The sequence below is a fragment of the Corynebacterium sp. HMSC071F07 genome (genome assembly GCF_001810285.1).
GTDB lineage: Bacteria > Actinomycetota > Actinomycetes > Mycobacteriales > Mycobacteriaceae > Corynebacterium > Corynebacterium simulans.
Window position 1 is genome coordinate 156,816 of sequence record NZ_KV800720.1, and the last position, 18,637, is coordinate 175,452.

The 18,637-nt window shown below is 60.4% G+C and carries 16 protein-coding genes and 1 pseudogene; 9 read left to right on the plus strand and 8 right to left on the minus strand.

Features of this window, described 5'->3' with window-relative positions:
- The 6 genes from HMPREF2724_RS13375 to rfbA all read left to right on the plus strand — a co-directional run.
- Nucleotides 1–531, plus strand: a 531-nt coding sequence (locus HMPREF2724_RS13375) for an alpha/beta hydrolase-fold protein (protein WP_246818269.1), incomplete at its 5' end; no start/stop codon positions are given.
- Nucleotides 532–592: 61 nt separating this feature from the next.
- Nucleotides 593–1,945, plus strand: coding sequence for a M1 family metallopeptidase (locus HMPREF2724_RS12085; protein WP_049146101.1), 1,353 nt, complete (start codon nucleotides 593–595; stop codon nucleotides 1,943–1,945).
- A 108-nt stretch (nucleotides 1,946–2,053) separates the two neighbouring features.
- Nucleotides 2,054–3,484 (plus strand): HNH endonuclease signature motif containing protein, encoded by a 1,431-nt coding sequence (locus HMPREF2724_RS12090; protein WP_070588710.1) that lies wholly within the window; start codon nucleotides 2,054–2,056, stop codon nucleotides 3,482–3,484.
- 100 nt (nucleotides 3,485–3,584) lie between these two features.
- Complete coding sequence (gene rfbB / locus HMPREF2724_RS12095; protein ID WP_193391045.1) at nucleotides 3,585–4,583, plus strand: dTDP-glucose 4,6-dehydratase; 999 nt, start codon at nucleotides 3,585–3,587, stop codon at nucleotides 4,581–4,583.
- A gap of 53 nt (nucleotides 4,584–4,636) precedes the next feature.
- The gene (gene rfbD / locus HMPREF2724_RS12100; protein WP_049146098.1) at nucleotides 4,637–5,980 is read left to right on the plus strand and encodes a dTDP-4-dehydrorhamnose reductase; all 1,344 of its coding nucleotides are present in this window, start codon (nucleotides 4,637–4,639) and stop codon (nucleotides 5,978–5,980) included.
- Nucleotides 5,981–5,990: 10 nt separating this feature from the next.
- Nucleotides 5,991–6,857 (plus strand): glucose-1-phosphate thymidylyltransferase RfbA, encoded by an 867-nt coding sequence (gene rfbA / locus HMPREF2724_RS12105; protein WP_049146097.1) that lies wholly within the window; start codon nucleotides 5,991–5,993, stop codon nucleotides 6,855–6,857.
- A 27-nt stretch (nucleotides 6,858–6,884) separates the two neighbouring features.
- Here rfbA and HMPREF2724_RS12110 read toward each other — a convergent pair whose 3' ends face one another.
- The 3 genes from HMPREF2724_RS12110 to HMPREF2724_RS12120 form a co-directional block, all read right to left on the minus strand.
- Nucleotides 6,885–7,505, minus strand: a complete 621-nt coding sequence (locus HMPREF2724_RS12110) for an MBL fold metallo-hydrolase (protein WP_049146096.1) — start codon at nucleotides 7,503–7,505, stop codon at nucleotides 6,885–6,887.
- A gap of 19 nt (nucleotides 7,506–7,524) precedes the next feature.
- The gene (locus HMPREF2724_RS12115; RefSeq protein ID WP_061920252.1) at nucleotides 7,525–8,640 is read right to left on the minus strand and encodes an S-(hydroxymethyl)mycothiol dehydrogenase; all 1,116 of its coding nucleotides are present in this window, start codon (nucleotides 8,638–8,640) and stop codon (nucleotides 7,525–7,527) included.
- Nucleotides 8,641–8,750: 110 nt separating this feature from the next.
- Nucleotides 8,751–9,563, minus strand: a complete 813-nt coding sequence (locus HMPREF2724_RS12120) for a GDSL-type esterase/lipase family protein (RefSeq protein ID WP_061920250.1) — start codon at nucleotides 9,561–9,563, stop codon at nucleotides 8,751–8,753.
- A gap of 232 nt (nucleotides 9,564–9,795) precedes the next feature.
- On the opposite strand from HMPREF2724_RS12120, the gene HMPREF2724_RS12125 reads away from it, so the two are divergent.
- Nucleotides 9,796–11,445, plus strand: coding sequence for an AMP-binding protein (locus HMPREF2724_RS12125; RefSeq protein WP_049146091.1), 1,650 nt, complete (start codon nucleotides 9,796–9,798; stop codon nucleotides 11,443–11,445).
- Between the two features lie 141 nt (nucleotides 11,446–11,586).
- On the opposite strand, the gene nagE is transcribed toward HMPREF2724_RS12125, so the two are convergent.
- The 5 genes from nagE to HMPREF2724_RS13380 form a co-directional block, all read right to left on the minus strand.
- Entirely contained in the window at nucleotides 11,587–13,722 is a 2,136-nt protein-coding gene (gene nagE / locus HMPREF2724_RS12130) for an N-acetylglucosamine-specific PTS transporter subunit IIBC (RefSeq protein ID WP_070588712.1), read from the minus strand.
- Between the two features lie 43 nt (nucleotides 13,723–13,765).
- Entirely contained in the window at nucleotides 13,766–14,545 is a 780-nt protein-coding gene (gene nagB / locus HMPREF2724_RS12135; RefSeq protein ID WP_046647861.1) for a glucosamine-6-phosphate deaminase, read from the minus strand.
- 19 nt (nucleotides 14,546–14,564) lie between these two features.
- Nucleotides 14,565–15,722, minus strand: coding sequence for an N-acetylglucosamine-6-phosphate deacetylase (locus HMPREF2724_RS12140; RefSeq protein WP_049146086.1), 1,158 nt, complete (start codon nucleotides 15,720–15,722; stop codon nucleotides 14,565–14,567).
- A gap of 177 nt (nucleotides 15,723–15,899) precedes the next feature.
- Nucleotides 15,900–16,565: an alpha/beta hydrolase family protein gene (locus HMPREF2724_RS12145; protein ID WP_246818270.1), complete on the minus strand. Its 666-nt coding sequence runs from the start codon at nucleotides 16,563–16,565 to the stop codon at nucleotides 15,900–15,902.
- Nucleotides 16,562–16,777 (minus strand): hypothetical protein, encoded by a 216-nt coding sequence (locus HMPREF2724_RS13380; RefSeq protein WP_235590986.1) that lies wholly within the window; start codon nucleotides 16,775–16,777, stop codon nucleotides 16,562–16,564. Before HMPREF2724_RS13380 ends, HMPREF2724_RS12145 begins: the two co-directional genes overlap by 4 nt.
- Before the next feature lie 246 nt (nucleotides 16,778–17,023).
- Here HMPREF2724_RS13380 and HMPREF2724_RS12150 point away from each other — a divergent pair, with 246 nt between their 5' ends.
- Complete coding sequence (locus HMPREF2724_RS12150; protein ID WP_049146084.1) at nucleotides 17,024–18,262, plus strand: MFS transporter; 1,239 nt, start codon at nucleotides 17,024–17,026, stop codon at nucleotides 18,260–18,262.
- Between the two features lie 165 nt (nucleotides 18,263–18,427).
- Nucleotides 18,428–18,637, plus strand: a pseudogene (locus HMPREF2724_RS12155) (hypothetical protein); the annotation flags it as partial.

Consider the following 18,637-nt stretch of genomic DNA (forward strand, 5'->3'; position numbering starts at 1 on the left):
ATGTCGATGTCCGCTACTTCTTCCCTGCTGTTCGCAGAGCACAATCCAGGCTTCTACGACGCAGCCGGCTCCTACGCGGGCTGTGCCGCAACCTCCTCCCAGCTCCCTTATGAGTTCCTGCGCCTGACCGTCAACCGTGGCGGCGGCCAGCCGGAGCAAATGTGGGGCCCAATGGGCAGCGACTACAACCGCCACAATGACGCCCTTCTGAATTCCCACAAGCTGAAGGACACCGCTCTGTACGTCTCGTCTGCCTCCGGCCTGGCTGGCAAGACCGATATGCCTTCTTACTACACCGCACAGGGCATGAACCCGGCCGCCGCATTCGTCGGATCCGCACAGCTCCAGGTCGAGGGCGGCATCATCGAGGCTGCGGTTAACAGCTGCACCCACAACCTGAAGGCCAAGCTGGACCAGCAGAACATCCCGGCTACCTTCAACTTCCGCAATACCGGCACCCACTCTTGGCCGGGCTGGCGCGAGGACATCGAGAAGTCCTGGCCCGTATTTGCATCGGCTCTCGGCGTATAGGCCTATAAGGCCTCAACGCGAATAGGGTTTCATCCTTAAAGGGCGGTAGGATCGCAGCATTATGAAGCTGCTTTCCACCGCCCTTTCGCACGTCGCACCCACCGCCGGTCAACTATCTGAACAGCGCGATAGCTACACAGGTGTCGCGTTCAACTTAGGTTATGAGGTCACCCATTATGATCTGGACCTTACCTACCGCGTTGAGCCCAACCTTTTGCAAGGTGAAGCGGTGCTGCATATCCGGGTGCTAGAGGACGTCGACAAGCTCACGCTCGATCTCGGCGGCGCCATGGTAGCCCGCCGCATCACCGCCAAGGGCGCACCGCGGGTGGCGAAATTCCGCCAGTCCGTGGGCAAGCTGCGCCTGATTTTCGCGGATACCATCGCAGATGGAACCGAGTTTGAGCTACACATCCGCTACGGCGGCTCCCCACGCCCCATCCGCACCCCGTGGGGCGAACTCGGCTGGGAGGAAACCGAATCCGGCGCTCTAGTAGCTAGCCAGCCCAACGGCGCCCCGAGCTGGTTCCCATGCGACGATACCCCGAGCGAGAAGACCACCTTTGACATCAAGATCACCGCAGATAATCCGTTCCGCGTGATTTCGAATGGAAAGCTGGTTTCCCGCAGATCCGCCAGCGGTTCGATGACGCGCTGGCATTACCGCACCGAACACCCCACGGCTACTTACCTGGTTACGGTTCAGATAGGCGAGTTTAGCGAGGTCAGGCTTGGCGACTCGGTGCGCGCCTGGGTTCCGCCGGCGCTCAAAACGCCTGTCCAAGAGGTCTTTGCCCAGCAGCAGGAGATGTTGGACTTCTTCTCTTCCTGCTTCGGCGCCTATCCGTTTGACGAATATCAGGTTGTCATCACCGAGGACGAGCTGGAAATCCCGCTGGAAGCCCAGGGCCTTTCGATTTTCGGCTCCAACCATGTCTCGCCTACCTTCGAGCGTCTCATCGCTCACGAGCTTTCCCACCAGTGGTTTGGCAATGCGGTGGGCCTTAGCGAGTGGAAGGATATTTGGCTCAACGAGGGTTTTGCCTGCTACTGCGAGTGGTTGTGGATGGAGCACGCGCATGGCCGGGCGGTGCATGAATCTGCGCGTTCGCACTACAACGTGCTCGCTCGCAAGGCGCAGGATGTGTTGCTGGCAGATCCGGGCACTCAAGACATGTTCGATGATCGCGTGTACAAACGCGGCGCGCTCACGGTACATGCAGTACGCGTGCTGCTTGGCGACGCCGCCTTTTTCGACGCCGTTCGCTCCTACCTGGCAGAAGGCCGCCACGGCGTGGTTACGCCGGAAGACCTGCTTTCGAAGCTGCGCGAGCGCGCGGAAGATACGGCCGCGCTCGATGACCTGCTGGAGCAGTGGCTGGAACAAGAAAAATTGCCGCACTTCCCGGCTTAAGCACCACCCCCCAAAATTTCGAACTTATTTTCCAATTTACCCTTGACAGGTCGTTGTATGTGGATAAAATAGAACATGTAATCGAAACACCGAGGGGGATGGGGTGCCATGCAAGACAAACACGAAGCGATTATTTCCACAGTCAAGGAAATTGCCACATCGCTAACAGACCTGCGGGAGCTTATGAAAGAACCCGCGGACCTATACTTCGGCCGTCTGCACCCTGCTTTCGAGCACCTCGAGAATGCAATGGGAAAGAAGACCACCATCGATGCCGCCTTTGCCTTCCTTGCTGCCCGAGATGACGCTGGCCGTACAGTCGGCTCCAGCAAGCCGGAAGATTATCTCACCGCACGTTTGGGCCTGACCTATCCGGAGGCACAGGCGCGCATAAAGACCGGGCAATCGCTCTTTGCCCCGCTTTCAGAGGAAGCGGCCGCAGATGCGCCAGCTTCTGCCCATTCAAGCGCGACGGGCAGTGATAGCGAAACGGTAGAACAAAAGCGTGAGGACGCCACCCCGGAACGCGCCCGTCGGGAGCGGGAAGCCGCAGAAAAGCGCCGCCAGCAAATGCTTGAAGAGGAAGCCGCACACGCGCGCACTATCGCACTCATCGAACAGGAACTTGAGCACCTCACGGAGGGCGCGCTCCCTGGCCCACAAGAGCTTAGCCAGCGCGCTTTGGAGAAGTCTCGGGAGATGTCACATACTGCGCTCCGAGCCTGGCTGCGCGAGGCCATTCGTGCAGCAAACAAATCAGTCTCCGATGCAGACGCAGTTATTAAAAAGCGTCGCTTGCGCATCTCCCAGCCAGATGCTGATGGTGGCGTCTTCATCAGTGGATACGTCGATGCCGCCACGGCAGCAATGCTAAAAGCCGCATTTGCCCCAGCTCGCCATCAGGGAGGGCCAAATCTTCCGGCAGAGGAAGATTCCCGCACATACTCCCAAAGAATGGCAGACCAGCTTTCTGCCATCGTCCACAGCTATCTCGAATCACATCAGCACGGCACTGGTGGTGTGGGTTCCTTGCTTATCACCACCACGCTGAACGAGTTGGAAGAGATGGATTCTTCCACCCGGTTCGCCACCAACACTGGCGTGGAGCTCTCCCCGCTGGACCTGCTACGTATTGGAGCGGCATCACACGATTTCATCTGTGTGGTTGATGATAAGAAATTCCCGCTGGAATTGGGCCGCTGCAAGCGCAGCGCAAGCCTTTATCAAAAGATAGCCTTGGCGGCCTCGGAGTTGGTATGCACCCATCCCGGCTGTGACCGCCCTTGGGTCGAATGCGATGTCCACCACCTCCATGCGTGGGCAGCAGGTGGAGCAACGGATCTCAAGAACTTGACGCTCCTCTGCAGAAGACATCATGCGGATAACAATGACCGACGTGACGGTTTCCGCAACATGGGGCATGCAGAGCGAGACCCAATAACTCGAAGAGTTGGTTATCGTCCGGCGGGGTCGGAAAGGATCCATTTCAACGACAGCCCAACTGCACATAAAGCCCCGGCCCACAAACTCAGCGCCTAATCGCAGGATACTTGTGCCCTGCGGGCGGATTGCGCTTGCGTTTTATCGCGAGGTGAAAATAGCGAAGGAAGGTAGCCTAAAATTGTTATCCATGCGCAGAATGCTAGTTACTGGCGGCGCCGGATTCATCGGCGCCAACTTCGTCCGCTTGGTCGCTGCCACGCGCCCAGAAGTCTCCATCACGGTGCTGGACAAACTCACCTACGCGGGTAACCGGGCGAACCTCGAGGGCGTAGAGTGCCGCTTGGTTGTCGGCGATATCGCCGATGCCGCGCTGGTGGATGAGCTGGTGGTGCAAAGCGACATCGTGGTGCACTTCGCAGCAGAGTCCCACAACGATAATTCGCTGCAGGATCCCTCCCCGTTCATCCAGACCAACGTCGTAGGTACTTTCACCTTATTGGAAGCCTGCCGCAAGCACGATGTGCGTTTCCACCACGTCTCTACCGACGAGGTCTTCGGTGACCTCGAAATCGGTGCCGCTACCAAGTTCACCGAAACCACCCCTTATGTGCCTTCCTCGCCGTACTCCGCGTCGAAAGCCAGCTCCGATCACCTGGTCCGCGCCTGGGCGCGCAGCTTTGGGTTGCGGGCAACCATCTCGAATTGCTCCAACAACTACGGCCCTTTCCAGCACGTAGAAAAGTTCATCCCGCGCCAAATCACCAACCTGTTAGACGGCCAGCCGGCCAAGCTATACGGAACGGGTGAGCAGGTCCGTGACTGGATTCACGTCGACGATCACAACAGCGCGGTCCTCGCCATCCTCGATCGCGGCGAAATCGGCGAGACCTACAACATCGGCGCTGACCAGAAAGACATCAACAACAAAGAGGTCATCGAGCTCATCTGCGAGATCATGGGCGCGACCAATGCTGCAGGCGGCGCGCTCTACGAGCACGTAGCTGACCGCCCCGGCCACGATCAGCGCTACGCCATGGACGCTTCCAAGCTGCGCCGCGAGCTGGGCTGGCAGCCGCACTACACTGACTTCCGCGAAGGGCTGGCACAGACCATCCAGTGGTACCGCGACAATGAGAAGTGGTGGCGCCCGGATAAAGGCGACGTCGAGAAGCATTACGCCCAACACGGCCACTAAACCGGCAGCGCAACCCCATTAAACGAAACCTAGACAGGAAGAAACGAGCACACGTGCAGGTAACCAAGACGGCCATCGAGGGCCTACTGTTCATCGAGCTTGACGTCCACGGAGACAATCGCGGCTGGTTCAAGGAGAACTGGCAGCGCGCAAAGATGGTTGAGGCCGGGCTGCCCGATTTCCAGCCGGTGCAAAACAACGTCTCTTTCAACGCCGCGGCGGGCGTGACCCGCGGTCTGCATGCCGAGCCCTGGGACAAACTGGTAAGCGTGGCCCACGGCAAGGTCTTCGGTGCGTGGTGCGATCTGCGCGAAGGCTCCGAAACCTACGGTGAGCTGGTCACCCATGAAGTAAGCCCCGATACCGCCGTCTTCGTCCCGTGGGGCGTGGCCAACGGCTTCCAGGCACTTGAGGAAACCGCGTATTCCTACTTGGTCAACGATCATTGGTCACCTGACGCGGAGTACACCTTCGTCAACCTCGACATGGTGGACTGGCCGCTCGATCCCACCGAAATCTCCGACAAAGACCGCGCGCACCCGCAGCTAGCGGACGTCACGCCCATGGCGCCGCGCAAGGTGCTGGTCACCGGCACCAACGGCCAGCTGGGCCGCGCGCTGCGCAAGGTGCTACCGAACGCGGAGTTCTGCACGCGCGAGGAATTCGACATCACCAATCCGCCGCAGCGTCCTTGGCGCCGCTACAGCTCCATCATCAACTGCGCCGCCTACAACGACGTCAACGGCGCAGAAAGCGACCGCGCCCGCGCCTGGGAAGTCAACGCGCTGGCACCTGCCAAGCTGGCGCGCATCGCCGCCGATAACAACTTGACGCTTGTGCACGTCTCCAGCGACTACATCTTCGACGGCGAAACCGAATTACACACCGAGGAAGAAAGCCCTAGCCCGCTGAGCCTGTATGGGGCGTCGAAGGCGGCGGGTGAGGCGTCGGCAAGCGTGGCACCTAAGCACTATGTGGTGCGCACCTCGTGGGTCTTTGGCGAGGGCAACAACTTCATCAAAACCATGGCTCAGCTGGCAAATAAGGGCATCGAGCCGAAGGTCATCAATGACCAGCGCGGCCGGCCTACCTTTGCAGAGGACCTGGCCAAGGGCATCGCGCACCTGCTGGAAACCCAGGCGCCTTATGGCATCTACAACCTCTCCTCCGGGGGCGATACCGTGGGCCGCGATGAACTCGCCATGGCCACGTTCATCGGCATGGGGCACGACCCCGCCGAGGTCCACTCGGTCAGCACCGCGGAGTACGGCGTCGAGCCTGCCCGCCGGCCCAGCGAATCTACGCTGGATCTTTCCAAGATTGAAGCCACCGGCTTTAGCCCGATGAATTGGCGCGCCGCGCTAGCGCTCTACCTTGCGCTTTATCCTTTGGATTAGGCTTTCAAGCATGAAAGGCATCATCCTCGCGGGCGGTTCAGGCTCACGCCTCTACCCCATCACCAAGGGCATCTCGAAGCAGCTCATGCCGATCTATGACAAACCCATGGTCTATTACCCGCTCAGCACCCTGATTCAGGCGGGCATTCGGGAGATCCTCATCATCACTACCCCCGAGGATTCGGCGTCTTTTGAGCGCCTGCTTGGCGACGGCTCCCAACTAGGCCTCATGCTTTCCTACGCGGTGCAGCCACGTCCAGAGGGCCTGGCGCAGGCCTTCCTCATTGCGGAGGATTTCATCGGCGATGACTCCGTAGCCTTGGTGTTGGGCGATAACATCTTCGAAGGCCACGGCTTTGCCACCGCCTTGGGCCAGTGCCGCGACCCAGAAGGCGGAATCATCTTCGCCTACGAGGTCTCCGATCCGCAGCGCTATGGCGTGGTGGAATTCGACGCGGCAGGCAACGCGCTGTCCATCGAAGAAAAACCAGCCCAACCCAAGTCCAATCATGCCGTGGTTGGTTTGTATTTCTACGATAACTCAGTAATCGACATTGCCAAGGGCATCCGCCCGAGCGCCCGCGGCGAGCTGGAAATCACCGCCGTCAACGAGGAGTACCTGCGCCGCGGCAAGCTACGGGTGCAGCGCATGCAGCGCGGCGACGTGTGGCTCGATACCGGAACGGTGGACTCGATGAGCGAGGCCTCCGCCTACGTCGAGGTGATGCAAAAGCGCACCGGCACCGTCATCGGCTCGCCGGAGGTGGCGGCCTACCGGGAAGGGTTCATCTCCCGTCCGGCCTTGGCCGCGCTGGCAGAGCCGCTCATGAAGTCCGGCTACGGCTCCTACCTGCTGGCCTCGGCGCGCGAGGATTAATCAGGCGGGTTTAATAGTCAGCCGGGGTTAGTAGCCGCGGGCGACGTATTCGTCGATGCGCGCGGCCTCTGCGCCCACGGTGGTCTCATCGCCGTGGCCCGGCAGCACGCGGGTCTCGGCGGGCAGGTTGAAGACCACATTGCGCAGGGATTCGATGATGACGTCAAAGTCGGAGTACTTGCGGCCGGTGGCACCAGGGCCGCCGTTGAAGAGCGTATCGCCGGAAAGCAGCACGCCCTCGCTCGGCAGGTGAAGCACCACGCAGCCCGGCGAGTGGCCCGGCGTATGAAAGACGGTGATGTCTTCGCCGCTGACCTGGAACTGCTGGTTATCCTCCAGCGGGTGGAACGCGGCGCCGCCGTTGGATTCTTCCCACAGCATCTGGTCATCTGGGTGGAGGTAGACCTCGGCGCCAAAGCGCTCGGCGGCCGCCGGCGCCAAGTCGCAGTGATCGTTGTGCGCGTGGGTGAGCAGGATGCCCTTGACCGGGCGATCGCCCACGAGCTCGGCCACCGCATCCAAGTCGTGGGAAGGGTCCACGACGTACACACCCGAAGCATCGCCTACGACGTAGACGTTATTGTCCACGTCCCACTCTCCGCCGTCTAGGCGGAACTTGCCTTTGGTTACGGCCTTGTCGATCTGCATTAGCTTTAGTTCTCCTAATCTATGCGAATTCAACGACGGAGCGCAGCACCTTGCCGGACTTCATGGTGGCGAAGGAATCTTCGACCTCGTCCAAGGAGATGCGCTCGGATACGAACTTATCCAGCGGGAACTGGCCGTTGCGGTGCAATGCCACATATGCAGGGAAGTCGCGCTCTGGCAAACAGTCGCCGTACCACGCCGGCTTGATGGAACCGCCGCGGCCGTAGAGGTCGATGGCTGGGATATCGACGTGGTCGGTGAGGTTAGGCACGCCCACCATCACCATGCGGCCGGCATGGTCGCGGGAGTAGAAGGCCTGGCGCCAAGTCGGCTGGATGCCCACGGCGTCGATGGAAACGTCGGTGCCGAAGCCGCCGGTTAGCTGGCGTACGGCCTCGATGACCTCATCCTCACTCATGTCCTTGGAGTTGACGACATCGGTGGCGCCGAATTCACGCGCGGTCTCGAGCTTTGCCTCGTCGATGTCGACGGCGATGATCTTGGCCGCGCCCGCCAGCTTCGCGCCGGCGATGGCTGCGGTGCCGACGCCGCCGCAACCAAAGACGGACACGGACTCGCCGAGCTGGATTTCCGCAGTGTTGACGGCCGCACCCAAACCAGCCATGATGCCACAGCCCAAAAGTCCCGCCGCCGCTGGATCCTCCTCCGGATCCACCTTGGTGCACTGACCCTCGTGGACGAGGGTCTTCTCCGCGAAGGAGCCGATGCCCAGGGCCGGGGTCAACTCGGCGCCTGCGTCCTTATCATCTTCGGCCAGGTACATCTTGGTGGAGGCGTTGTGGGTATTAAAGCAGTACTTTGGCTCGCCCTTCTTGCAGGCGCGGCACTCGCCACAGACTGCGCGCCAGTTAAGAATGACGAAGTCGCCCTCGGCAACGTGGGTAACGGCGGAGCCTACGCGCTCGACGACGCCCGCGGCTTCATGGCCAAGCAGAAATGGGAAGGCGTCCTCGATATCGCCGTCGCGATAAGCCAGGTCCGTGTGGCAGACTCCGCAGGCCTGCACCTTGACGATGACGTCGTTTGCACCTGGCTCAGGGATCACGATGTTGACGGTCTCGACCGGTGCTCCCTTGGAGCGGGCAATTACGGCTTTAACAGTGTTGTTGCTCATGCGGCCCCAGCGTACACGGATTTCCAGCAAGGCCGAACTAATGAAAATTCATTTCAGCAGATATGCGAAAGCGTGCGCGGGTCGCCCCAGCGCACGCCGAAAATTAGAAATTAAGAGCCAGCAATAACGTTTGCCGCATGCTCGTGGCCGCGCGCATTTACGTGAAGCGGCAGGTTGCCGTCGCCAGCAGTGAAGTCAACCAGGCCAGCCCACATGCGGCGATCTGCGGTGGCACACATGCCGTTATCGCGGGTGCTCGGCTTCAGGTCGAGGAACTCGGTCCCGGTACGAGCGGCCAAGTCCACCTGCATCCATTGGGAAGCATTTTCCCAAGCCTGCACATTCGGCAAGAAAGTGTGATCGAGCGGTGCCGGACCCACGTGCAGCAGGCAGTAGCTACCAGCAGAGCCGATGGTGGGATACCCGACGATCTGAATGCGTGCATTTGGCGCCGCAGCACGGATGCGGCCGATGAGCGGAGCGTTCGCATCCACGAAGCGGCGGCGCAGCTCGCCCTCGCTCATGCCTGGGTTGTTATACGTGTCATTAAAGCCCGTGGTGTAGAGAACGCGGCGGGTATTTGGGCTCAACGCGCCGGTCTGGATCGCGCGATCAACCTGGGCGAACATCTGCGGGCCGCGCGAGAAGGAAACAGCGCCGGAGCAAGAAAAGTCCGCGACCGGCAGGCCCAGCTTCGCGCCAGTGCGGCGGGCATAGTTATTAGACTGCGGACAATTCACGCCGCCAGCACTCTGGGAGCTCAGGCGCGCGGTGAGATAAGCACCCGCGTCTGGGTCGGCCAACACGGAATCACCAAAAGCCACCAGATTTACATCGGCTGCCACCGCTTGAGGTGCCGTGCCCAGGCCTACCGCGATGCAGGTCGCAGCAAAAGCTGCCATTACCTTCTTTTTCAGGTTCATGGATTTCCTCTCAAATTTTGCTGCCCATCATTTTAGCCCAACCTGGACGGTCCGTTCAGAATCAATATATGTTCTATGACAAAAATATACTATAGTCCACAGGGGCAACTTCTGTAACATTAGTAACAATCTTCCGAGCCGTGCAACAGCCTGTGCAGCCCACACGATTAACAAGCCGGTAGCCTAACTGTCGCGCTAGCTTTCTCTTATTGACGTAGGACTTTTACTCAACATGCCTTTTAATTTCTCTGATTTAACCTTCCACACCGCTGCCCTGAGCCGCTTTATCCCGCAGCTTTTTAAGTCCGGCATCATCACCCACCGTGATGGCATTACCCCGCTACTCAAGGCCGGCCCCATCTTAAGCCGCTACCGCTTTACCACTGCCCGCGAGCTCGAGCAGGGCTATATCACCTGCCCAGAGCGCCTCGCGCTAATCGACGACGACGGCACCCTTACCTACCGCCAACTGCGCGACAACGCACAGACCCTGGCCAAGCACCTACGCAGCCTCGATCTGCCAGAAATCCGCCTCGGCGTGATGGCCCGCAACGGCCGCGGCATCATCACCCCATTAGGTGCCAAGGGATACGCGGGCGCGCATATCTTCCTGCTCAACGTCGGTTCTTCCCCAGAGCAGCTCGCAGGCTGCATCGAGGAAAACAACATCAACGTGCTCGTCATCGACGACGAATTCATCGACCGCCTCGATCCCGCCTATCACGAGAGGATCGCCGTTATTATCGGGCACGACTCGGGCGCGGAACATTTCGGGCTGCCGACGCTAGACGGCATCGTCAAGCACGCCGAAGCAGTGCGCGACATCCGCTTGCCAAAGTATCCGAAGCACGGGCACATCGTGCTGATGTCTTCTGGCACCACCGGCATCCCCAAGGGCATCATGCGCCCGGAGCCGACGCTGCCGGTCGTGCTGGCATCCATCGTGGAAAACATCCCCTGGCGTGCCAACCAGAAGGTGCAGATGACCGCATCCATCTTCCACACGTGGGGCTGGGCCTGCCTCAATATCGCGCTGGGACTGCGCAATACCATCGTGACCCGTCGCGTCTTCGACCCGGCGGCCGCGCTCGATGACATCCAGCGCTACCAGCTCGATGGTCTGCTTTCCTCCCCCGTCTTCTTCCGCCAGATGGTTGAGGTTGACCCGGATTCGGCGTATGACACCTCTTCGCTGAAGTTCATTGCCTCCGCCGGGCATGCGCTGACCCCGGAGATCGTGAAGGAAACCCACGAGCGCTTCGGCCCGATTCTCTGCAACGTCTATGGCTCCACGGAGCTGGCGCTGGCGTCGACGGCCAGCATGGAAGAGGTGGCTAAAGACCCGACCATCGGCGGCAAGATTGCCTCCGGCACTAAGCTGCGCATCCTCGATGAGGAGGGCAATGAGGTTCCGCGCGGCGAGGTCGGCGAGATCTACCTGACCAATTCCACCGCGCTCATTGGTTATACCAATCCGAAGATCCCACTCCACAAGGTCGATGGCCTCATTTCCATCGGGGACTTGGGCTATATCGACCCCGAGGGCTACCTGCATGTGGTGGGCCGCGCCGATGACATGATCATCGTCGGCGGCGAGAACGTGCACCCGCAGTCGGTGACGGAGGTGCTCGAGGCCATGCCGGGCATCGCGGAGGTGCATGCCGGTGGCGTGGAGGATGAAACCACCTTCCAGCGCATCGCCGTGTGGGCGGTGACCACGCGGGACGCCCTAGGCAACGCCGTGACTGCCGACGCCATCCGTGCCTGGGTCCGCGAGAACCTGGCGGACCACTCCGTGCCGCGCGATGTCCACTTCCTGGACAAACTCCCGCGCAATGCCACGGGCAAGGTGGTGCCGCGCCTGCTGCACGGCACCGACTAACCCACGCCTATTCCTCTCAAGACGTAGAACCCTCCGAGCCAAAACTGCCCGAGTTGCCAAAACCTTCGCTCCTAACCGCAGGGAACAACGTTGTTTTTGGCAACTCGGGCAGTTTTTGTGTCTGGGATTTAATCCAGCCGGCTAGCTGCTGCGCTTGACGGTTGCTGCGACTTCGCCTGGCAGGGCATGGCCCTCGCGAGCGATGTCGACTCCGGCGACCTGCTTGGCCGTCGGGCACACCACCGGGGTGATGAGGTTGACGCCGCGCTCGCGCAGCTTGCTTGCCTCCACCGCGATGATCGGCGTGCCGGCAGTGACGGTATCGCCCTTCTTAGCCAGGGCGGTGAAACCTTCGCCCTTGAGCTCCACGGTGTCAATGCCGATGTGAATGAGCAGGTCCAGCCCATCCGCGGTCTTCATGCCGAAGGCGTGGCGCGTCTTAAAGATCATGGTGATGGTGCCGTTTACCGGGGCGCAGACGTCGAAGGCATCGACGGCATCAGGCATCACCGCGAAGCCTTCGCCCACCATGCCCTGCGCAAAGGACGCATCCGGGACCTGGGCGAGCTCGACAACGTCTCCGGCGAACGGGGCGCGCACGTCGACGCCAGCGGCATCACCGCTTCCGCTCTGAGCGGCAGCGGCGCTGGCCGGCGCGCTGGCTCCAGCACCTGCCGCGCTCGCTGCACCAGTCGTGGCCAGGGCCGGGGAGCCGTGGCGCAGCTGGTGGCTGACCTCGTCATACATGAATTGCACGGCCGGGCCCACGATGACCTGGACGCTCTTCTCGGAGGGGTGGATGACGCCGGAGACGGCGGGGCGTTTGATCACGGAGGCGTCGACAAGCGCCTGCTCCTTCACGCCGACGCGCAGGCGCGTGGTGCAGTAATCCAATGAGTCAATGTTGTCCTTGCCGCCGAGCCCCTCGATGATGCGGGCGGCATCACGAGCAGTCTTCTCATCGCCGGTGGCGGAATCCTCCATGGAATCTGCTACCGCATCGTCCTCGCCGCGGCCCGGGGTCTTGAGGTTGAGCCAGCCGATGAGGAAGTAGAAGATGACGAAGTACAGGGCGAAGAAGCCCACACCCATGACCAGCAGCATGTACCACTTATTAGCCAGCGGGTTCTGCGAGGAGAGCAACATGTCCACGAAACCGGCAGAGAAGCCAAAGCCGGCGGTCCAATCCATGGCGGAAGCGATGAAGACGGACAGGCCCATCAGCAGCGCGTGCACCACGTAGAGCAGCGGGGCGACGAACATGAAGGAGAACTCCAGCGGCTCAGTCACGCCGGTGAAGAAGGAGGCCAAAGCACCTGCGGCCATCAGGGAACCGACGACCTTGCGCTTGTTCTTATCCGCGCGCAGGTACATGGCGAGTGCCGCGCCCGGCAAGCCGAACATCATGACTGGGAAGAAGCCCGCCTGATAGCGGCCGACGACGCCCTCGACCGTGCACTGGCCGTTGGCCCAAATGCCCGGGCAATCGGCGGCGGAGGTAGCAGTAGCGGCTGCCTCGATGGTCTTCTGACCGGCCTGGAAGTTGCCGATGTCATTGATACCGATGACATCGAACCAGAAGACGGAGTTCAGCGCGTGGTGCAGGCCGGTCGGGATGAGCAGGCGGTTAGCCACGCCATAAATACCGGCGCCCGCCGCGCCCAATCCTTGGATGGAGGTACCAAAGTTAAAGAGCGCGTTGTAGATGAACGGCCACACGAAGTAGAGGATGCCGGAAATCACTATGGCGATGACGGCGGTAAGAATCGGCACGAGGCGCCGTCCAGAGAAGAAAGCCAAAAAATCCGGCAGCTTGGTGCCGTGGAAGCGGTTATATACCCAGGCCGCCATGACGCCGGCGAGGATGCCGAAGAGGACGTTGCCGCCGCCCACGGCGTTCCAGCCTTCCGCGGCCCATTCCAGGGCCTCATCGCCGGTCAGCGCGGTGGGGTCTTCGATGCCGCGGTAGCCGGCCACGGCCTCTGGGCCCAGCAGCTTCATGAAGGTGGCGAAGGCCAGGAAACCAGAGAGCGCCGCGGCGCCGTTGGAATCCTTGGCCAGGCCGAAAGCAATGGAGATGGCGAAGATCCAGCCCAGGTTGGACAGCACCGCGTCGCCGGAGCTGATCAGCAGCTGGGCGGCGAGGTTATCCGGACCAGCCGCGCTGGAGATCCAGTAGCCAACGCCACTGAGGATCGCCGCGACGGGCAGCACCGCCACAGCGCCCATGAGGGCTTTTCCGAGCCGCTGCAGCGGCCCCATGACATCGATTTTCATGCGAGGAGTCCTTTCACACTAGTAAGGAATTAGATGGAGCTTTTTAGGAAAAGAGTGGGCGGTGCGGACGGTGCTTGTCCGCGAAAACGTAGTACTCGCGGTCCTCCAGCTGGGAGGCGGCGGCTTCATCGAGGATCACCGTGGCGCGCTGGTGCCACTGCAGGATCGACGCGGGGCAGTGCGCGGAGAGCGGGCCTTCCACCATGGCGTGGACCGCGCTGGCCTTGTTGCTGCCAGTGGCCAACAAGAGCAGGTGGCGGGCCTCACTGATGGTGCCCAATCCTTGGGTCAGCACGTGGCGCGGGACCTCGTCTTCGTTGTCAAAGAAGCGGGCATTGTCCTGCACGGTTTGCGGGTGCAGCGTCTTGATGCGGGTGCGTGATTGCAGGGAGCTCGACGGCTCGTTGAAGCCGACGTGCCCGTTGGCCCCGATGCCCAGCAGCTGGATGTCCACGCCGCCGGCATCACGGATGGCCTTGTCATAGGTGGCCGCGGCGGTGGCGGGGTCATCGGAGTCACCAGCGGGGCTTTTTACCAGGTCATCATCGAAATCCACGTGGCTGGTGAATTCGCGGCGGATGGTGGAATAGTAGGACTGCTCGTGGGTACGCTCCAGCCCGATGTATTCATCAAGCAGGAATGCGCGGCTGCGGGCAAAGCTCACCTCGCCGCGCTCATGGCGCGTAATGAGCTCCTTGTACATCGCTACCGGGGTCGATCCTGTGGCCAGGCCCAAGGTGGCGCCGGCGTTGGCGTAGTGCGCGAAGATGTCAGCGGCCTCCACGGCCACTTCGGCCGGCGTGGAGCGGATGAGGATTTCCATGAGATGCCTTCCTGTGTGTTTAAGAGAGTGGGATGTCCGCGCCGTCGACGATGACGCGCACCGGTTGGTAGTGAGAGTTAAGGCCAACCAGGTTGGCGCGCGCGCCAACCGCGATGCGGCCTAGATTCGTCTCCCCCAACACGTCGGCTGCCGTGGTGGAGGTAAAACGCACCGCCTCGCCCAGACCATGGCGCTCGGCGAAGCTGGCGAATTGCTGGGACAATGTAGAGGTGCCGCCCGCGATAGCACCGCTGGGCACGCGCGCGACTCCCCCGCTCACGGTGACAGGCAGCGAACCCAGCTCATAGTCACCGTCGGCCATGCCGGCCGCCGCCATGGCATCAGTGATGGCGAAGGCGCGGTGACTGTGAGCCATGTCCACGGCGCCGTCAACAAGATGCACACCATCTGCGATGAGCTCGACGGACACATCCCCCGCCTTCGCTGCGGTGAGCAAAGCCGCTACCGGGCCCGGCGCTCGGTGGTGAATAGAAGGCATGCCATTAAAGAGGTGCGTTCCAGTCACGGTCAGGCCGAGCTCCTTAGCCTTGGCGATAACGCTCAGCGTGGTGTCATAATCGGCCTCGGTGTGGCCCAGGCTGGCGATGATGCCATGCTCCGCGCAGACGTCGAGCAGCTTGTCGACGTTCTCCGTTTCCGGCGCGAAGGTAATCGAACGCAGGTGGCCGCGGGCCGCGGCGATGACCGCGCGGAAGAAGTCCGGGTCACCGGGCACGATGCGCGATGGGTCCTGTGCGCCGCATTTGGCCGCAGCGATGAAGGGGCCCTCCATGTGGATTCCGGCGATCTCGCCTTCTTCAGCCAGCTGGGCTAAAAGCTCCGCCCGGGCGCAGAGTTCTTCTTGCGTGCCGGAGACCAAGCTGGCCAGCAGTGTCGTTGTGCCGTGCGCGCGGTGGAAGCGGGCGGCGGCTAGGCACTGCTCGTAGTCGCCGTTGGGGAATCCCCCGCCGTTGCCGCCGTGGTTGTGTAGGTCCACGAAGCCGGGCACCCACAGCAACGCATCCGAGTCCCCGGCGCGCCAGGCAGCCTCGGCTTGGGGGACGTCGCCAAGCACTATGCCCTCAATACTCTCCCCGAACGTGACGGCCCCAGCGCGCAGCTCGAAGTTTTCATCAATATAGAGGCCCTCGACGTGGCCTTTCTCCTTTGTCTGCATGGTTCATTCGGTCCCGCTTGTACGGGCTGACGTGGCGCAGCCCGGTTGACAATTCACTTGAAATTTATCAGGGCTACCAATTTTTGGGAACCACACTTCCTCCGAAGGGGGGGTGTGAGCGCAGATGGCTTTTAGCGCGTTAGGTGCACCGCGCGGAATGTCGAAAGGCCCGGCGAGCTACCAGCCGCGGGTGACCACTCGGTCCCAAAGCGCGTTGCTCGCTAGCTCACCGGCGCCCGCTGGTGAGGTGCCAACGAACACATCTCTCGCATCAGGATCATCAGCAAGAATGTAGCGGAACCACGCGGTGGCGTAACTGTCCCCGAACTCTAGAACGTCCTTGTGGTCCGCGCCCAGGCGGCGGGCAATGATTGCCGGACCACCAGCTGATTCAAAGCTCTCCTGCAAGTCTGACCACGGACTAACAAGCCAGCGGTCCGAACGGCCATCGCTCGTCATCAGGAATAGCGGTTCCTCTACGTCAGCCGTGTTGTAGTCCCAGTCATTGGACTGTGCCACTTTGTGGGAGGCCGGGCTCGCCGCATACACAGCTGCTACCTCCGTGTGGGCCGCAGCGTTGATGGCACCCGCACCACCCTGTGAGTGGCCAAAAATGCCGACTCGTGATCGGTCCGCACGAGAATCCAGTTCCGGCAAGCGCTCAATCAAGTGCACGACATTCTCTCCTGTACCTGTGTGGGGAGTCTCATCGCCGACAACCACGAAGCCCCAACTAGCCAGGTGCTCCGCCACGGGCAGGTAGCTGCTCAGCGGCGTGTTCGTGCCATTAGCCATGACCGCCGCCGGAAACGGTCCCGCGCCTGTCGGTGCCGCGATGGTCACGTCGCCATCACGCCGCACGTCGACCTCGTGCGGCCCTCGCCCGCAAACGACGCTTCCAGCGGGCCACCTGTCTCAGCGCTATATCCGGCAGCCACGCCGTCATCACCGGTCACGCTGTCTGCGTCCACCCACTGCATGAATCCCACAAACCCTACAAACGCCACCACAATCACGGCCACCACGGCAATCATGCCAACCACAAGCTTTTTCATGCTCTGTATTGTGTTTCGCACGAGAGCGAAGGTCACTAGCGCTAGCACTACTTTTTCCTGTACACAGTGCAAGAGCTGCCTCCGCTACGCCCTTGAAATGAGAGACTCACATCATTACCTTGTTGTATGTAATCGTCATCACATATGGGAGAAATAATGCTTACCTCCGAAACGCTTTCCGAAGTAGTCACAGTAGGAGGTTCAGGTCCGTTCAGCGGCCAGGGCAACGAAACAGTTGCAGCCTAAATGCATCCCCCTAGAAACAGTGGTGACGAAGGACTTTCATCTATCTACACCTTGACCGCCACATATTTTTTATTGTCAGTGTGCGGGTCAATGACCAGCCTCTCGATTTCACTCCACTTCGCCGAACTCAACAAAGGCGAACTGTTGGTGGCAAGCATCTTCATCTCGGGTACTTGCGCTCAAGTTTTTGCAGTCCCCTTTCTGGCCCCACTCTTCAACAAATTCAACAGCTATCACATTGCGCTTGCTGCACTCTTCTTAGATCTTCTGGGCCTGTTATCAATGGCAGCCTATCCAGAGCCATTGATCCTCATTGTCGGAAATCTCGTCACCGCATGCTTAAGCGGACTGTCAATTCCATCCATTTTCACCATCGCTGACTCTCAGGTCGGCGAAGGACAGCAGGCGAAAGCCTTCTCCCTCTTGGACACAGCCCGACTTGGCAGTGGATTCCTTGGACCACCTCTAGGTGGATTACTACTGGACCAAAGAAACCTGCAGACAGCGCTCTTCGTTGAAGCTTGCGCCGTTGGAGTCTCGCTACTTGCTTTTTATTTCCTTTATAAATCCTCGCCCCCGAAAACACTGCTTCATTCAGAAACCAAAGATTCTTCACCGAGTTTTCTCCAGAAGGTCCTCGAAGCACCTTCCCTTTTGCTGAAGAATAGAAGCGCTCGGTCCGCGTTAACCAGCATTTGGGGAGCAATTATCTGCACCTCGGTTTTCAACGTTTCGCTTGTCTTCTATGCGACACAGACCCTCCACGTCAGCGGTACGTTATATGCCATCATTGCCCAAGCATTTATCGTGGGCCGCATCTTTGGCGCACGGCTTTCAGCTCGCCTTCACTCACAGAACGCTGGGAAAGTCCTGGCCGGGGCAGGATTCGCTATGGGGTGTTTCATAGCTTTACCTGGACTATTTCCCTCATTGTGGCTCTGCATCCCATGTTTCCTCCTGGGCGGAGTCTGCAATGCTGCTCAGGTGGCCGCACTACGCATAATCGTTGTCGGATCCGTACCTGATGAAGTGAAACCCAAAGCCCTTTCTACGATGGGTTCAATTAACAGCTCCGCAATGCTTATTGGATACATCATCGGGGCACCTGTTGTAAGTGCCATCGGCCCAGCTGCGGCCCTTGTCGTATCAGGGTTTGGCACCTCTATCCTCACTCTGGGGCCAATTCTGAAGACCACCATGTACGGTGCCTCCGGTGACCAAGACTACGACAACAAATAGCATTCAATTCTGTAGTAAATCTACTTCGCCAGTTATCTGGAGATATAGCCAAATGTCACCATGGCAAACGGCACGCTACGGACCGAAACTATCCCCTATCCCGTAACGGTAGAGTTGGCGCCATTTAGCCCACCTGTCCCCCACAACTCATACGGAGCTTTCCTCATGGCCCGCTTTTCTGCACGCCAGCTCAAGCGCTTCATGGGATTCTGGCCGCCCTTCTTGGGCGCTGGCATCAAGATCCAAGAATTTGCTGATGACGGCACTCGCGTCGTTGTCAGCCACAGGCCAAACATGCTGACCAAGAACGCCATGGGTGTTGCCTTCGGTGGCACGCTCTCCGCCATGACTGTCAGATGCGAGTTTTTGGTACCG